We start from the raw sequence: 17,019 nt of genomic DNA on the forward strand, positions 1-17,019 counted from the left end.
TTAGAAAAATCCTCTGGCTGAAGTTTCACTTCCGCTTTATCCTTAGTGAAATGTTGCGTAGTGCATGAAGTAAAATATTTAAAGAAACAATGGAATGACTTACTTTCTATAACAGTGAATTTTCGATCAGCGGGGTTTTCATTCATCCCCCACGGCTTGTTAGTACCGTAATGGTATTAAACTAAAGAAGGGCATTTAGGTGCTGTTATCTCCCAGTTGCAGTAGAGATTATCCAACTCCTAAAAGTGGGAGTCTTACAGCACCTTATATACGGGATCAAATATGTACATAATTGTGACCGTATATGGAGACAAGTTTGTGCTATCATTACGCTATCTCTTTAAGAATTGACTTATATTTGGTATAGTAATAAAGGAAATTTCTAGAGAGGAGAATGTCCTATGGCTGGTCATTCTAAATGGAAAAATATTCAAAGAAGAAAAAATGCTCAAGATGCAAAAAAAGGTAAAATCTTTATGCGTCATGCAAAAGATATTTATACTGCTGCTAAGCAGGGAGGCGGTGATATAACAACAAATCCAAGTCTTCGCTTAGCGGTTGACAAAGCAAAAGCAGACAACATGCCAAATGATAATATAGATCGTGCCATTAAAAAGGCCACTGGAACATTAGACGGTGCAAGTTTTGAAGAACTAACATATGAAGGATATGGACCTGGTGGCGTAGCAGTAATTGTTCATGTGTTAACAGATAATAAAAATAGAACCGCTGCAGACATACGACATGCTTTTAAAAAAAATAATGGAAATTTAGGTGAGAACGGCAGTGTGTCATTTATGTTTGATCGGAAAGGGTACATTGTTATTACGAACGAGCAAGGAGAAATAGATGAAGATGAATTGACTTTAGAAGCATTGGAAGCTGGAGCAGAGGATATAGAAGTAGACGATGGCATGTTTGAAATATTTACCGCTCCAGAGGACTTACAAGCCGTTGTAGATCAATTAAATAAAGCAGGGTACTCCATTGCGGATTCAGAAGTAACACTAATTCCACAGACGACTACTTCTTTATCGGAAGAAGATGTCTCCCATATGATGAATTTAATTGAAACATTAGAAGAAAATGAAGATGTGCAAGATATTCATCATAATCTTGAAGTAACGGAATAATCGTTTAAACTCCAAACTTCTATTTCTTCTCTAGAAATAGAAGTTTATTCATTTACTTCGATTTATGATAGAATGAATGGATAAGGTAAAAGGAGCAGAGAAAATGATTGCTTATGTACGAGGAAAGCTTACATATATTCAAGATGATGCTATTATTGTGGATGTACAGGGCATTGGTTATGAAATTATTTGTGCTAATCCATATGCGTTTCAATCGTTAGAAAAAAAGGACGTTAAGATATATACATATCAACATGTTCGTGAAGATGCACAGCTGCTATATGGATTTAAAAACCAAGAGGAGAAATATTTATTTACCAAGCTTATTTCTGTATCTGGAATAGGTCCAAAAGGAGCTATTGCCATTATGGCTTCTGTTCATGTTGGAGAGTTTGTTGCAGCTATTGAACGAGAAGATGAAAGATTTTTAACAAGTTTCCCAGGTGTTGGAAAGAAGACAGCAAGGCAAATCATCCTTGATTTGAAAGGGAAACTGGCAATTACAACAGCTGTAAATGAAGAACAGACAATAACAGATCCTCGCCTTGATGATGCTGTTGTACAAGACGCGAAAGAAGCTTTAAAAGCTTTAGGGTATTCGGAAAAAGAAATAAAAGCTACTTTACCTAAAATACAACAGCTTGAGACAGAAACGACAGATGCATTAGTACGTAAAGCGCTAGCGTTACTAATGAAAAACTAGGTGTGAATAAAGAAAGGAGGAGGCAAATGGAAGATCGTATGGTCACAGGCGAATTGCAGGAAGAAGACATTTCCGTGGAATTAAGTTTACGACCGACTACCTTGGCGCAATATATTGGTCAGCATAAGGTGAAAGAAAATCTAAGTATTTTTATCCAAGCAGCCAAAATGCGTGAGGAGCCTTTAGACCATGTACTTTTATACGGACCACCAGGGCTGGGGAAAACGACCTTAGCAGCCATTATCGCCAACGAAATGGGTGTCCAATTCCGTTCTACTTCGGGTCCGGCAATTGAACGAGCAGGAGATTTAGCAGCAATTCTTTCATCTTTAGAGCCTGGTGATGTGTTATTTATTGATGAAATTCACCGCCTTCCAAGAACAGTAGAAGAAGTACTCTATCCAGCCATGGAAGATTTTTTCCTTGATATTGTGATTGGCTCAGGGCCAAGTGCCAGATCTGTCCGAATAGATTTACCTCCGTTTACATTAGTTGGAGCAACAACGAGAGCAGGTTTATTATCAGCTCCTTTGCGTGATCGATTTGGTGTATTAAGTAGGCTTGATTTTTATGATGCTAAAGATTTATGTATGATTATTGAGCGTACTGCCGATATTTTTAATACAGCAATTACAAAAGAAGCTGCGTTGGAAATTGCTGAGCGATCTAGAGGAACACCGAGAATTGCTAACCGTTTATTAAAACGAATTCGTGATATTTCGCAAGTAAAAGGAGAAGAAAAAATCAGTTTGTCTACTACAGGTGAAGCCTTAGAAATGCTGCAAGTGGACAAACAAGGCTTAGATCATATCGATCATAAATTGTTAAAAGGAATTATGAACCATTTTCAAGGTGGACCTGTTGGTTTAGATACGATTGCTGCGACAATTGGAGAAGAGCCACAAACGATTGAAGATGTGTACGAACCATTTTTATTACAAATCGGGTTTATTCAACGAACACCAAGGGGAAGAGTTGTAACGCCAGAGGCTTACCAACATTTCGGATGGAAGGACAGAGTGAATGATGAACCTAGGTAAACTTTTTATTTTACTAGGGATTATCTTTCTGGTTATCGGTGTTATATGGAGTTATATTGGCAAGTTACCAGGAGATATTACGTGGAAAAAAGGGAATGTTGTTTTCCATTTTCCAATTGTCACTTCTATTGTTGTTAGTTTGATTTTAACCCTGTTATTTTATATTTTTGGTAAGTTTAGATAACACGTAAGGAGTTTCATCATGAATATTGAAGAATTCGATTTTGATTTACCAGAAGAATTAATCGCCCAGACCCCGTTAAAAGAACGAACGGCTTCCAGACTTCTTGTTCTAAATAAACAAACGAAAGAGATTGCCCATCGCCATTTCCCTGATATAAAGGAATATTTACAGCCTGGAGATTGTCTGGTGTTAAATAATACGCGTGTATTGCCGGCAAGGCTCCATGGTGTGAAAGAAGGAACAGGTGCAAGTATTGAGGTATTGCTGTTACATCAGGTGGAAGGAGATTCGTGGGAAATACTTGCCAAGCCTGCTAAGAAAGTGAAGCTTGGAAGTGTTATTCGTTTTGGAGATGGTCTCTTAACTGCAACCTGCACACAGATCAAAGAGCATGGTGGGCGAGTCGTACAATTTGCATATGAAGGTATTTTCTATGAAGTACTTGATCAATTAGGGGAAATGCCATTACCACCGTATATAAAGGAACAGCTTTCAGAAAAGGAACGGTACCAAACGGTATATGCAAAAGAAGAAGGGTCAGCAGCGGCACCAACAGCTGGGCTTCATTTCACAACGGAATTATTAAATGAATTACAGCAAATGGGTGTATGCATTGCATTTATTACCTTACACGTTGGGCTCGGTACATTTCGTCCTGTAAGTGCAGAAACAGTGGAAAACCATAAGATGCATGCAGAATTTTATCATATGGATCAGCATACAGCAGATATGCTTAATCAAGTAAAGCAATCAGCTGGGCGAATTATTTCAGTAGGCACCACTTCCACCCGTACTTTAGAAACGATTGCCAGGGATAATAATGGGGAATTTAGAGAAGCTAGCGGTTGGACGGATATATTTATTTATCCGCCTTATCAATTCCAAGCTATTGACGGCTTGATCACCAATTTCCACTTACCTAAGTCAACATTAATTATGTTAATTAGCGCATTTGCTGGAAAAGATATAGTAATGGAGGCATATCGTGAAGCAGTGCAAGAACGATACCGATTTTTTAGTTTTGGAGATGCAATGTTTATATATGCTTAAAATGAAGGCGATTCATGTAACGCTAACAACTTGGTAGTTTATTTTTTCAGAATGACAAGCATAGTCTAAAATTAGAGATGCCGAGGCATTTTACTATTTATATGAAACACATATATTAGTAGTGCTATCTCTTACAAAAGTACATGAGCTTTGCCTAATTTTGATAAAAGTATTTTAGTTTAATCGATAAAGGAAGAGTAGCTGATGACACCAATCACTTATGAATTAAAGAAAACATGTAAACAAACAGGTGCTAGATTAGGGCGTGTCCATACGCCACATGGATCGTTTGACACACCTGCATTTATGCCGGTAGGTACACTGGCTACTGTTAAAACAATGAGTCCAGAAGAACTAACAGAGATGAATGCTAATATCATCTTATCTAATACGTATCATCTTTGGTTAAGACCGGGTCAGGATATCATTAAAGAAGCGGGTGGGCTTCACCAGTTTATGAATTGGGATGGTGCTATTTTAACGGATTCTGGAGGCTTTCAAGTATTCAGCTTGAGTGAAATGCGAAATATTACTGAAGAAGGGGTACATTTTCGCAGTCATTTAAACGGGGAAAAATTATTTTTATCTCCTGAGAAAGCTATAAATATCCAAAACGACTTAGGATCAGATATTATGATGGCATTGGATGAATGTCCACCGTATCCTGCAGATCATGCTTATATGAAAAGCTCTGTAGAGCGAACATCTCGTTGGGCAGAAAGATGCTTACATGCACACCAACGCAAAGATGAGCAAGGTTTATTCGGTATTATCCAAGGTGGGGAATATGAAGACTTGCGAAAGCAAAGTGCCAACGATTTAATCTCCTTAGATTTTCCTGGTTATGCTATTGGCGGATTGTCTGTTGGTGAACCAAAAGACGTTATGAATCGTGTGCTTGAATTTACTACCCCTTTAATGCCGGACGATAAGCCTAGATACCTAATGGGTGTTGGTTCGCCTGATTCTTTAATTGACGGTGCTGTTCGAGGAGTGGATATGTTTGATTGTGTCCTTCCTACTAGAATAGCAAGAAATGGTACATGTATGACTTCAAACGGTCGTTTAGTAGTCAGAAATGCGAAATATGCACGTGATTTTTCACCAATTGATGAAAACTGTGATTGCCATGTTTGCAAAAATTATACGCGTGCCTATATTCGTCACCTCATTAAATGTAATGAAACTTTTGGTTTTAGGCTTACTACTTATCATAACTTATATTTTCTGTTAAAATTAATGGAGCAAGTACGAAAAGCTATTAGCGAAGATCGTCTTGGCTCATTTAGAGAAGAATTCTTTGAGCAATACGGTTTTAATAAACCGAATGCTAGGAATTTCTAACGTATAGAAGGGAGGAATGGAACAATGGAAATGTTAGCATCTTTATTACCAATTATCTTGATGTTTGTGCTTCTGTATTTTATACTTATTCGCCCACAGCAAAAGCGACAAAAGCAAGTCAGAGAAATGCAAGCAGAATTGAAAAAAGGTGACTCCGTAGTTACGATCGGTGGTTTTCATGGGGAAATCCATGCGATGGATGAAGATACTATAGTTATTCAAGCTGGAGATGGATCTAAGCTGACGTATGACCGCTCAGCAATCCGTGAAGTAAAGCAGCAGTAATTACCATGTTCACGCGAGGGAGGTAGGCAATGGACAAGCGTCTGTTGCTTATACCAGCGGATGTGATTTGATACATAGGTAGTAAGTGCGAAAGGAACACAAAAGCGATCTTCTTTTGTGTTCCTTTTAAATTTGCCAAGAAAGAGCTATTGCAATGTATCCATGTCTAATATTTGCGGGATTTTTCCTCCCGTATATAAGGTACTGTAAGACTCCCGCTTTTAGGAGTAGGTTAATCTGTACTGCAACAAATCTAAGTGGGAGATAACAGCACCTAAATGCCCTATTTCGTAAAAGACCTAGGTCAGACCATTATGGTACTAACAAGCCGTGGGGGATGAATGAAAACCCCCACTGGTACTTTATCCATAGATGATCGTTTACTATCTCTTTTTTACTTAAGCACAAACCTCTAAACTCAAAGTGTTGCTGCTATATTTCCCCCAAATAACCTGTCATCTTTTTCATTTTTTTCTCTAAGGTACCGTAATTATCATACTCTATGGAAGTAAGATGAAAGGAAGTGTTCCACAAATTAACGCTCTATTTATCGCTTGCTTCTTCGCCTGCGATGTTAACACCTACTGCACCGCCAAATAATGCAGCTGCCATGTATCCAGCGTGATGAAGAGATTGTTCCAGCGAAAATCCTTGTTGGTAGCCCAAATATTGTACGGATAAAACAAATAGCGTAAATCCTGCACCTGTAAATATCCCGATCATCCAGCCTTTTGCTTTGCCCTTTATTCCTGCTGCGAGCCCTCCCAGAAATAAACTGATGAGACCGATGACAAAAGTGACCCATGACAGAGCAGGTTCGTTAAATGTAGTAAATCGAAGTAATAATGCTAATACAAAGCTAGCGACCATCATTAAGCCCAATACAATGATCCATCCATATAATAATGCAACCCATTGCTTACTGCGCATGATCATTCCCTCCTTTCCAGATTGTCCACCTATGTTCATCCTATTCACCTTGAAAAAATAATAGACGAAAAATATTTTCTTTTTTTGTTACATATAGTTGGAGTAAAGAATGATATAGGCAAGAAAAGAAAGTGGGGGTTTGGTTGGAAATTATTATAGCCTCATTCATTTTTATTTGTTGTTATGTATTTATTATGACAGAGCAAATTAATCGTGCACTGGTTACTTTAACTGGTGGCGTATTGCTCTTATTGACTGGAATCTATTCTGCCGAGCGTATGTTAACAGAATATATTGATTGGAATACAATCGCGCTCTTATTTGCCATGATGGTATTAATTGCCATCACAGAAAAAACAGGTTTGTTTGCTTATATGGCGATTCGTTTTGCACAAAAAGTGAGAGGTGCACCAATCCCTCTTTTGATTGGCGCGGGGGTATTAACAGGAATTGGCTCAGCATTGCTGGATAATGTAACAACGGTATTAATTTTTGTTCCAATAATGCTCAAAATTACGAAACTGTTAAAGTTGCCCGCGTTTCCGTATTTACTCATAATTATTTTCAGTTCCAATATTGGCGGTGCGGCAACATTGATTGGGGACCCGCCTAATATTATGATCGGACAAGCGGTAGAGCATTTAACCTTTTCGTCATTTTTGATCCATATGGCTCCCATCGCCGTTATCCTATTCGGGATCATGCTTGTCTTTGTTTGGGTATTGTTTCGAAAGTCCTTACGACGGACGAGCTTGGATGTCAAAGAGTTGCTAGCAATGGACGCGCAAGCTTATTTGCATCGAACACCAATGTTGTATCAATCAATCACGGTTCTCTTATTAACAATAATCGGTTTTTTACTACATGCATTTTTGTATGTTGAATTGACTACTGTAGCGTTATCTGGCGCTATATTACTACTTCTATTGACGGAAAAAGAAGTGGCAGCAGAGCAAATATTTGCAAAAATAGAGTGGGTTACATTGTTCTTTTTTATTGGGTTATTTACTCTAGTAGGTGGTTTAGAAGAAGTAGGCGTCATTGATGAAATCGCGAGGGCAATCGTAGTAATTACCAATGGAGACTATGTACAAACAGCATTGTTGATTTTATGGGTCTCCGGTTTGTTTTCTGGTATTGTGGATAATATCCCTTTTGTCGCTGCGATGATTCCAGTTGTTCAAGAATTTGAAAGCTATGGAATGGTGTATTTAGATCCAATTTGGTGGGCATTGGCTTTAGGTGCATGTTTAGGGGGAAACGCAACGTTGATCGGAGCTTCTGCTAATGTAGTGGTGGCAGGTTTAGCTGAAGGAGCGAAGGAAAGTATATCGTTTATTCGCTTTTTACTATACGGATTTCCACTCGTAATTATATCATTGATTGTTGCTACCATTTATCTCTATATTCGCTATTTACTACCATATATCGGATAAAAGAAAAAAAAGGGGGCACACTAAAAAAACAGCTGATTAGAAAAATGAACCATAAATCGTCCATGTATACGTAAGATTTTAGCGTATGTAGAATGCTGCGGGAACAGCCTCTGGAAAGCGAAGTATATTGACGTAGCGATGATAGGAATTTTTTAATACAAACAAGCCGAACAATTATAAAGTGTTCGGCTTTTGCTATATAGTTATTTTCTTATGCCCCGGTCTGACTATTTTTTATGGGTATTTATCGCGAATGTAAGTTCGCCATTGATTGAAGAAGCTTTTATCCCGCATATAAGGTGCTGTAAGACCCCCACTTCAGGATTTTGGATAATCTGTACTGTAAAAGTCTAAGTAGGAGATAACAGCACCTAAATGCCCGATTCGTTCATCTAACAATCAGTGGGTGGATGAATGAACCACCCTCTGGTTGAAGATTCATTTTATTGGCTATAGGCTATTTGGTTGAATTAATAAATGTCAAACCCTTTGTTTGAAAATAACGATAAATATCTATAATCAATTTAAAACCATTTTTGTAAGAAAGGAATCTGTTTTAGCTCTTCTTTCGTAATAAAACGGAGCAAAAAGAGAAATAGTACATAAATGCAACAGAATACACCTAATATACCAATTAATAACAAAAGTCCGCCATGCATATTATCATATATATTTTTTAGAAGTTCACCTACTCCCCATGTCATTAGTAAAAGTGAAATCATTTTTAAAATATCTAAAACCGGGATACTAAATTTAATGGCTTTATATAAAGCACCTAAATGTAAAAGTGTAATTAATACAACACTTAAGGAAATAGCTAAGGCGACTCCCATAATTCCAAAACTCGGATTGGAAGCGAGTAAAAATAGGACAGTGAGTTTGCAGAATGCTCCAATCAGGCTGTTCCACATGGCAGCTTTAGCAAGGTCAAGAGCTTGTAATGCTGCTTGTAATGGAGCTTGGATATAAAGTAAAATAAAAAATGGAGCCATTAAAATAATAAATTTACTTGCATTAGCGGATCCATACATATATGTTAAAATAGGTATGGAAAATAAGGTTAGTACAATCGTGGCTATTGCACCAGATGCAAACGAAATGCGGATCGCTTGATGGATTCGATAGTGAATCAAATTTATACTTTTCGTTGCTTCTGCTTCCGAAATAGAAGGGACTAGAGCAACGGACAGGGATTGGGTAATAAATGTCGGTAAAAATAGTAAAGGGAGTACATAGCCTGTTAACTCTCCATATTGTTTCGTTGCCAAAGTACTGGAAACACCGGCAATTGCGAGACTTTGCGCAACTAAAATCGGCTCTAGAAAATGCGAAATAGAAGCAATGAAGCGACTGCCTGTACTAGGTAAAGCAATAGAGAACAGCTCTTTTAATGTCGTTCTACTTGTTGATAAATAGGAGAAAAAGTTTTTTCTTACTTTCATGTGCTTTTTTCGATTGAATTGGCGCATCATATAGATAAGTGAGACAAGTTCCCCTAAAATAATACTAAACATTGCTCCTGCTGCAGCATATTCAAGCCCAAAAGGCAATAGTAATTTCACAAATAATGCTACACAACTAATACGTACTACTTGTTCCAGTACTTGTGCATAGCTTTGTGGTTTCATATTTTGTTTGCCTTGAAAGTAGCCCCGCAAGACGGATGAAATAGCGATAATGGGGATAATTGGGCTGATTGCCAGTAATGGATACAATGTTCTTTGATCTGTAAGTAGGTGAGTTGCGACAAAAGGAGTCGCTAGTATCATTAAAGTGGAAAAAATGATACTGGAAATACCAGTAATCACTAATGATACAATGACGATTTGTTTGGTTTTCGCTTTATCACCGCGAGCTTCTGCTTCAGCAATTCGTTTCGAGATAGCTACAGGTAAGCCAAGTTGAGTTAGCGTAATAACGAGGAAAAATGTTGGTAAAGCCATCATGTATAGACCGACGCCTTCTTCCCCAATTAATCGTGCAACAACAATCCGATTAATAAATCCAAGAAATCGAGTGATCATACCTGCTAGAATAAGAATAAGTGTACCTTGTAAAAATGTTTGTTTCGTCATCTAGACGACCTGCCTTCTCAAATAATGGAATATCATATACAATGATATATATGCGAAAGGATAGGCCAAGCATGACAAGAATAGAAATTTTCATACTCCATAAAAGGAGGGAGTTTTGTTGGAAATTGTACAAACAGTATCTGAATGGAAAGAGATGGTTACTCCAGCTTTACAAAGTAAGGCGGAGGAATTTCATTTAATGGGATATGCAGAAGCAACAGCAGAAGATGTTTGGAAATGCCTAATGCAAAAAGTATGGAAAGGTGATCCTGAAAAACGAATCTATGAAGTGGTACAGGATATTTTCCAATTAACAACCGTGACTTATATTAGTTACTTAACCGTAAATGCGTATCAAAATGATGATTTGTTTGCATCAATTGCGGCTGTAACAAATGCAGAGCAATAGTGAAAAATAAAGTACTTACATATCGATTTACCCTAACGATAAAAGGGAGGCCATTTTGGAATGAAAAATAGAGGCAGAATTGTTGCCTTTTTTCTAATCGTACTCGTTTTCGCTGGTACAATTGGAACGACGGTTACAGGAATTACGAAAGATATTAATTTAGGATTGGATTTACAAGGTGGATTTGAAGTTTTATATGAAGTGGAACCTGTTGATGAAGCTCAAGAAGTAGACCGAACAACATTGGAATCGACGGTTGAGACATTGAATGATCGCGTTAACCGTCTTGGAATTAGTGAAGCAAGTATTGATATTGAAGGGGAAGACAGAATTAGAGTGCAGCTTGCCGGAGTGGAAAACCAGTCCGAAGCAAGAGAATTACTTTCAACGACGGCACAGCTTTCCTTTCGAGATGTCAATGATAATGAGCTTTTAAGTGGTAATGACGTAAAAGAAAATAGTGCAAAACAAGATTTTGATCCGAACAGTAATCAACCAATTGTTACATTAGAGTTAAAAGATGCTGAAAAGTTTGGTGACGTAACAAGCAAAATTAAGGATATGAATAATCCAGATACACCTTATCCGGATAATCTGCTAGTTATTTGGATGGATTATAAAAAAGGAGATTCTTATGCAGAAGAATATCAAAAGGATGAGCCTAAGTTTGTCTCAGCTCCTAGTGTTAACCAAACGTTAAACACGAGCCAAGTGATGATTAGTGGAAATTTCACCGTGGAATCCGCAAAACAGTTAGCTAATGTCATTAATTCTGGTTCTTTACCAGTACATATGGAAGAAAAGTATTCCACGTCGGTAGGTGCGCAGTTTGGGGAACAAGCGTTAAATAAAACCGTTTTTGCAGGTTTCATCGGTGTGGGGCTAATTTTTCTCTTTATGATAGCTGTCTATCGTTTTCCAGGATTAATTGCGGCTATCAATTTAACGATTTATATTTATCTTATTCTGTTTGTATTTGAATTGATGAACGGCGTACTAACATTACCAGGTATTGCGGCGCTTATCCTAGGAGTTGGGATGGCCGTAGATGCTAATGTCATCACTTTTGAACGTATTAAAGAAGAATTACGTAGCGGAAAATCAATCATATCGTCATTTAAAGCTGGGACGAAAAACTCACTGTCGACCATATTAGATGCGAATATTACGACGTTAATAGCAGCGTCTGTTTTATTTATTTTTGGTACAAGTTCCGTTAAAGGTTTTGCAACGATGCTAATCGTCAGTATCCTAGTAAGCTTTATAACTGCGGTCTTTGGTACGCGACTGTTGTTAAGTTTATGGATTAAGAGTCCATTTTTAAAACGTCGCCTTAGCTGGTTTGCAGTGAAGAAAGCAGACATTAAAGATATTAAAGATAAGCAAGAAGACGAACCGAAACTGTTTAATCGGGAGATCAATGTCGTCAATCACCGGAAAAAGTTTTTTTGGATATCGACCATTATGGTTGTGTTAGGTATCGTATCACTTGCCCTATTTAGATTAAACCCAGGTATTGATTTTACCAGTGGTTCTAGAATTGAGATTTTAGCAGATACAAGCGTTACGACAGCGGAAATAGAGAATGAGTTTAATGATCTTGGACTAGAAGTCAAGTCCATTGTATCGTCAGGGGAAAACGGGGAAATGGCGATTGCTCGTTTTGACAAGGTATTAGAAAAAGACACGATTGCAGAGGTGAAAGCACACTTTAATGATGCATATGGCCATGAACCAAACGTAAGTGTCGTTTCACCGATTGTTGGTGAGGAACTTGTGAAAAATGCGGCTTATGCAGTTGCCATCGCTTCTGTTTTTATGATTATTTATGTCACCATTCGCTTTGAATTCTTTTTCGCTATAACTGCGATTATTGCTTTATTACATGATGCATTCTTTATGATTGCTATTTTTAGTGTGACACAAATTGAATTTGATATAACGATTATAGCGGCTATCCTAACGATTGTCGGATATTCTATAAACGATACAATTGTTACCTTTGACCGTATAAGAGAGAACTTGAGGAAAAAGAAAAAAGTCAAATCGTTCAAAGAGCTTGCGATTATTGTTAACCGCAGTTTGGTACAAACGTTTATACGTAGTATAAATACATCCATTACAACATTAATCGCCGTACTAGCATTTCTGTTTTTAGGCGCTGAATCCATTGGTGGATTTGCGATTGCTCTAACGTTTGGTCTAGTAGCTGGTACGTATTCGTCGCTTTTCATAGCCTCACAGCTTTGGCTCGTATGGCGAGGTAAAATGATTAAGAAAAAACCAGTTGATTTTACAAAGAAAAAACGTGTAGAAGGTCCACAAGTATAATATAATAACGAGGCTGTTCTAAAGCTGACTGCTTTTGAATTAGCCTCTTTTCTTTTAAGCAAAAAAGGAATGAAGTGAGATACGTTTTGCGTAGAATTTAGCATGTGTTATACATCTCTGATAGTAATGTGAAAGTTTTCCAACTGTTAATAACTATGATATGGGTTTAAAAACCGAAATGTTTATAAATGAGTAAATTTGGGAAAATATTAGCGCGTGCATCATACAGAGGAGGTCGAAAGATGAAGGGTCAAACCTATGTTATTTTTGCTATTATTTTTGTTATTATTGTAGCTGTATTTGCTGTTACAAACGTGGAGACGGTTGAAGTAAACTATCTTTTCTGGTCTGCAGAATCGCCATTAATTCTTGTGATTTTATTTTCTGTTCTCATGGGCGGTTTAATTACTGCAACAGTTGGATTAATAAAAATGTATCGCATGCAAAGAGAGATGAAACGCCTGGAAGCAGAAAATTTCAATTTGATGAACAAATTAGAAGAAGAAGATATTCCATATCACCAAGTAGAAAATGAAACTGTTTCAATGATAGAGGAGGAAAAGCAGTAGCTATATTTTAAAGCATAAGCTAGTTATCAAATGATAAAAAATAGTCCAATAAAGGAAATCTAGTTGCCCCCCTTGTATTTGATTATGTATAATGAATTGGTCAGGGGGGCAAATTATGTTGTTAAGTAAGGCTAATTGGAAGTTTATAGGTAAAGAAAAAGTGAACTTTAAATGGGACGATTCCTCGCAAGTTTCCCCTATTATAGAAGAGTTATTATTACAAAGAGGGATAACGACCAAACAAGCTGTATCCAAATTTCTAAAACCCGATTTGAATGATTTACACAGTCCAGATAATCTTCTTTCGATAGATAAAGCGGTAAAGCGAGTACAGAAAGCGATTCAACAAGGCGAAAAAGCACTTGTCTTTGGCGATTATGATGCGGATGGAGTTACTGCTACAACAGTGATGATAAAGGCATTACAAGAGCTTGGTGCTCAATGTGATTATTATATTCCAAATCGATTCACTGAAGGTTATGGACCGAATGAAGCTGCTTTTCGTCAAGCACATCGAGAAGGATATACGTTAATTATTACTGTAGATACAGGTATCGCTGCAGTTGAAGAAGCGAAAGTAGCAAAAGAATTGGACATTGATTTAATAATCACAGACCACCATGAAGTCCAGAAAGAATTGCCTGATTGTTATGCGATTATTCATCCAAAATGCTCACCAGATTATTTATTTCAAGAATTAGCCGGCGTAGGAGTGGCATTTAAATTTGCACAAGCTTTACTTGGGTATGTTCCAAAACATCTATTAAGCTTTGTTGCGATAGGGACGGTGGCAGATCTTGTACCTTTATTGGACGAGAATCGGATTTTGGTTTACTACGGCTTAAAGGAGTTAGCAAATACAACCCATCATGGATTGAAAGCGCTGAAACAGACTGCCAATATAGATGGAATTGTGACCGAAGAAGATATAGGTTTTGTTATCGGTCCTAGATTAAATGCTGTGGGCAGATTGCAGTCAGCAGACATGGCGGTGGAATTAATGCTGACTGAAGATCCAGAAGAGGCAAAAACCATTGCAGAAGAAATGGAAGTGCTAAATCGTGAACGCCAACAATTGGTTCAGCAGATTGTCGAAGAAGCAGAACAGATGTTGGCAAACGAAGCAGAACAAGGGGTTATTGTGGTTGCAAAAGAAGGCTGGAATGAGGGCGTATTAGGGATTGTTGCATCAAAACTAGTTCGCAAGTGGGACAAACCGGCTATCGTACTTTCCATAAAAGCTGATCAAGGGATTGCTAAAGGATCCGCAAGAAGCATCCCAGCTTTTGATTTGTTCCAAAATTGCATGAAAGTAAGTCATTTGTTTCAGCAATTCGGAGGGCATTCACAAGCTGCAGGAATGACATTGGAGATAGCGCAAGTTAAGCCATTGTATCAAGCTTTAAACGAACAAATTATGCAGCAATTATCAGAAGAAGATTATAAGCAAGAACTTAGCGTTAACTCAACTTTACCTGTTTCGCAAGTAACGTTATCGTTAATTGAAGCTATTCAACAATTAGCTCCATTTGGAATGCATAATCCAAAACCATTATTTCATATCAAAGCGGTTCCTGAGCAACCGCGGCAAATCGGCAGTATGAAAAACCATCTTAAGCTACAATTTAAAGCAGACGATAAGCAGCTTGATGCGATCGGTTTTGGAATAGGTGAACTATACCATTATTTAACTCCGCGCACTCCCATTAACATAGTAGGGGAACTTACTATTAATGAATGGAACGGCAATCGAAAGCCGCAATTCATGATTCAAGATATGTCAATTGATGAGTGGCAATTGTTTGATCATCGTGGAAAGCGTCAAACGAATTTAGAATTATTCGTTCATGCTAGTCCATTGATTTACAGTGTCGGAGATGAGCAGCGAGCACAGTCGTTAGGGGTTCCCCATCAGACATACGAAGATGACTGGTCTTCCATCGGAGAGCTGGATACATTATTTATATTTACGATGCCTTCATGTTTAAATGACTTAGAAGAAGTACTGAAGCAAACGAAACCAAAAAATATTCATGTATGTTATTATGTAGAAGATAGCACTTATTTACGCGCTTTTCCTACCAGAGACGACTTTAAATGGATGTATGGTTTTTTACAACAGCAAAAAGTAGTCTCTCTTGATAAAGAGCTGCCTGCATTTTCGCACACAAAAGGGTGGAGTAAAGAAAAATTATTGTTTATTATCCATGTATTTTATGAGCTTCGTTTTATACACATAGAAGGTAGAAAGATCCAACTAGTGAATAACCCATTAAAAAGGGATTTACAGGATTCGAAGACATATCAAAAACGCATGCAACAAGCTGAGATTGAAAGGAAGCTGTATTACTCTAATTATGAACAATTAAAGAACTACTTTACAAACTGTATGGAACATTTGGGAAGACCCAAGGAGGAACTTAGTTATGGACTTTAAAAAGCACATTAAAATTGTTGAAAATTGGCCAAAAGAAGGAGTTAAATTTAAAGATATTACACCGTTAATGGCTAATGGAGAGGCCTTTCACTCAGCTGTAGATGAAATTGTAGCTTATGCGAAAGAAAAGCAAATTGACGTTGTTGTAGGCCCGGAAGCAAGGGGGTTTATCATCGGATGCCCTGTTTCTTATTCACTTGGTGTAGGTTTTGCTCCGGTAAGAAAGGAAGGGAAACTTCCTCGTGAAGTAATTAAAGTAGATTATGGTTTGGAATATGGAAAAAATGTTTTAACTATTCATAAGGATGCGATTAAGCCGGGACAACGCGTATTAATCACCGATGATTTACTGGCAACAGGGGGAACGATTCAAGCAACAATTCAATTGGTTGAAGAACTTGGAGGAATTGTTGTTGGCTGTGCATTTTTTATTGAGTTAAGCTACCTTAATGGAATGGAAAAACTAAAAGGCTATGATGTATTAACCTTGATGCGGTATTAAACGGCTAACAGGGGGTCTGACGATCAGTAATCGTTAGGCCTATTGTTATAAGTTAAAAGCCGCCTACAGCGTACAAAGAAGTTTACAAGCAATCATTACTAGATACATTTAAAAAACGGAACACAAAAGTAAATACCGGTTTACTAATTCACAATTACAAAGCTATTTTTAAGGATGCAATTTACTATAGCATCCAACAGAATAAAGACATCCTTCGTACATACATTACACCTAGCCAAGCTTTTCTCTTATGTTAATGTTGCCCGAGTGATCCTATGTTCTACTTCTGTGAATAACGCTCTCCCCAATAAAGTGAATCTTCAATCAGTGGGGGGGGCATTCATCCTCCACTGTTTGTTAGTGCCGTCGTAATTGTATGACCTAAAGGCCGCTTACGAAATAGGGCATTTAGGTGCTGTTATCTCCCACTTAGACTTGTTGCAGTACAAGATTATCCAACTCCTGAAGTTGGAGTCTTACAGCACCTTATATACGGGGGGAATTTGAATGGAGCCCGGTTGTCATTGCTAAACGTGTGCTTACGCTCTTCGTACTTCTTAATCATAAAAAATGTATTAATTCTATGGAGTG

15 protein-coding genes are annotated in these 17,019 nt (G+C 37.7%); 13 read left to right on the top strand and 2 right to left on the bottom strand.

The features are described from left to right. The first annotated feature begins 401 nt into the window (after positions 1–401). The 7 genes from KBP50_RS07265 (at position 402) to yajC (ending at position 5,739) form a co-directional block, all read left to right on the top strand. Complete coding sequence (locus KBP50_RS07265; RefSeq protein ID WP_050353187.1) at positions 402–1,133, top strand: YebC/PmpR family DNA-binding transcriptional regulator; 732 nt, start codon at positions 402–404, stop codon at positions 1,131–1,133. A 103-nt stretch (positions 1,134–1,236) separates the two neighbouring features. Next, on the top strand, positions 1,237–1,836 hold the full coding sequence (gene ruvA / locus KBP50_RS07270; RefSeq protein ID WP_050353186.1) for a Holliday junction branch migration protein RuvA: 600 nt from the start codon (positions 1,237–1,239) through the stop codon (positions 1,834–1,836). Positions 1,837–1,862: 26 nt separating this feature from the next. After that, on the top strand, positions 1,863–2,876 hold the full coding sequence (ruvB, locus tag KBP50_RS07275; protein ID WP_050353185.1) for a Holliday junction branch migration DNA helicase RuvB: 1,014 nt from the start codon (positions 1,863–1,865) through the stop codon (positions 2,874–2,876). Further along, positions 2,860–3,060, top strand: coding sequence for a DUF2905 domain-containing protein (locus KBP50_RS07280; RefSeq protein ID WP_050353184.1), 201 nt, complete (start codon positions 2,860–2,862; stop codon positions 3,058–3,060). The genes ruvB and KBP50_RS07280 overlap by 17 nt, the downstream gene beginning before the upstream one ends. 18 nt (positions 3,061–3,078) lie before the next feature. Continuing rightward, the gene (gene queA / locus KBP50_RS07285; RefSeq protein WP_050353183.1) at positions 3,079–4,110 is read left to right on the top strand and encodes a tRNA preQ1(34) S-adenosylmethionine ribosyltransferase-isomerase QueA; all 1,032 of its coding nucleotides are present in this window, start codon (positions 3,079–3,081) and stop codon (positions 4,108–4,110) included. Between the two features lie 204 nt (positions 4,111–4,314). Then, positions 4,315–5,454 carry a tRNA guanosine(34) transglycosylase Tgt gene (gene tgt, locus KBP50_RS07290; RefSeq protein ID WP_050353182.1) on the top strand — a complete coding sequence of 380 codons (1,140 nt, stop codon included), beginning with the start codon at positions 4,315–4,317 and terminating at the stop codon, positions 5,452–5,454. Positions 5,455–5,478: 24 nt separating this feature from the next. Then, positions 5,479–5,739 (top strand): preprotein translocase subunit YajC, encoded by a 261-nt coding sequence (yajC, locus tag KBP50_RS07295; RefSeq protein WP_050353181.1) that lies wholly within the window; start codon positions 5,479–5,481, stop codon positions 5,737–5,739. Between the two features lie 543 nt (positions 5,740–6,282). Here the strand turns inward: yajC and KBP50_RS07300 are convergent. Then, complete coding sequence (locus tag KBP50_RS07300) at positions 6,283–6,669, bottom strand: TIGR04086 family membrane protein (protein WP_050353180.1); 387 nt, start codon at positions 6,667–6,669, stop codon at positions 6,283–6,285. Positions 6,670–6,812: 143 nt separating this feature from the next. On the opposite strand from KBP50_RS07300, the gene KBP50_RS07305 reads away from it, so the two are divergent. Then, on the top strand, positions 6,813–8,105 hold the full coding sequence (locus KBP50_RS07305) for an ArsB/NhaD family transporter (RefSeq protein WP_050353179.1): 1,293 nt from the start codon (positions 6,813–6,815) through the stop codon (positions 8,103–8,105). Positions 8,106–8,629: 524 nt separating this feature from the next. On the opposite strand, the gene spoVB is transcribed toward KBP50_RS07305, so the two are convergent. Beyond that, the gene (spoVB, locus tag KBP50_RS07310; protein WP_050353178.1) at positions 8,630–10,180 is read right to left on the bottom strand and encodes a stage V sporulation protein B; all 1,551 of its coding nucleotides are present in this window, start codon (positions 10,178–10,180) and stop codon (positions 8,630–8,632) included. Positions 10,181–10,298: 118 nt separating this feature from the next. Here spoVB and KBP50_RS07315 point away from each other — a divergent pair, with 118 nt between their 5' ends. The 5 genes from KBP50_RS07315 (at position 10,299) to KBP50_RS07335 (ending at position 16,428) form a co-directional block, all read left to right on the top strand. After that, positions 10,299–10,589 carry a post-transcriptional regulator gene (locus tag KBP50_RS07315; RefSeq protein WP_050353177.1) on the top strand — a complete coding sequence of 97 codons (291 nt, stop codon included), beginning with the start codon at positions 10,299–10,301 and terminating at the stop codon, positions 10,587–10,589. A gap of 60 nt (positions 10,590–10,649) precedes the next feature. Next, positions 10,650–12,920 carry a protein translocase subunit SecDF gene (gene secDF / locus KBP50_RS07320; protein WP_050353176.1) on the top strand — a complete coding sequence of 757 codons (2,271 nt, stop codon included), beginning with the start codon at positions 10,650–10,652 and terminating at the stop codon, positions 12,918–12,920. Positions 12,921–13,162: 242 nt separating this feature from the next. After that, entirely contained in the window at positions 13,163–13,489 is a 327-nt protein-coding gene (locus KBP50_RS07325) for a LapA family protein (protein WP_050353175.1), read from the top strand. Between the two features lie 115 nt (positions 13,490–13,604). Continuing rightward, on the top strand, positions 13,605–15,926 hold the full coding sequence (gene recJ, locus KBP50_RS07330; protein WP_050353174.1) for a single-stranded-DNA-specific exonuclease RecJ: 2,322 nt from the start codon (positions 13,605–13,607) through the stop codon (positions 15,924–15,926). Then, on the top strand, positions 15,916–16,428 hold the full coding sequence (locus KBP50_RS07335; RefSeq protein WP_050353173.1) for an adenine phosphoribosyltransferase: 513 nt from the start codon (positions 15,916–15,918) through the stop codon (positions 16,426–16,428). Before recJ ends, KBP50_RS07335 begins: the two co-directional genes overlap by 11 nt. The last annotated feature ends 591 nt before the right edge of the window (positions 16,429–17,019 follow it).

This window comes from Virgibacillus pantothenticus, assembly GCF_018075365.1.
Taxonomy (GTDB): domain Bacteria; phylum Bacillota; class Bacilli; order Bacillales; family Amphibacillaceae; genus Virgibacillus; species Virgibacillus pantothenticus.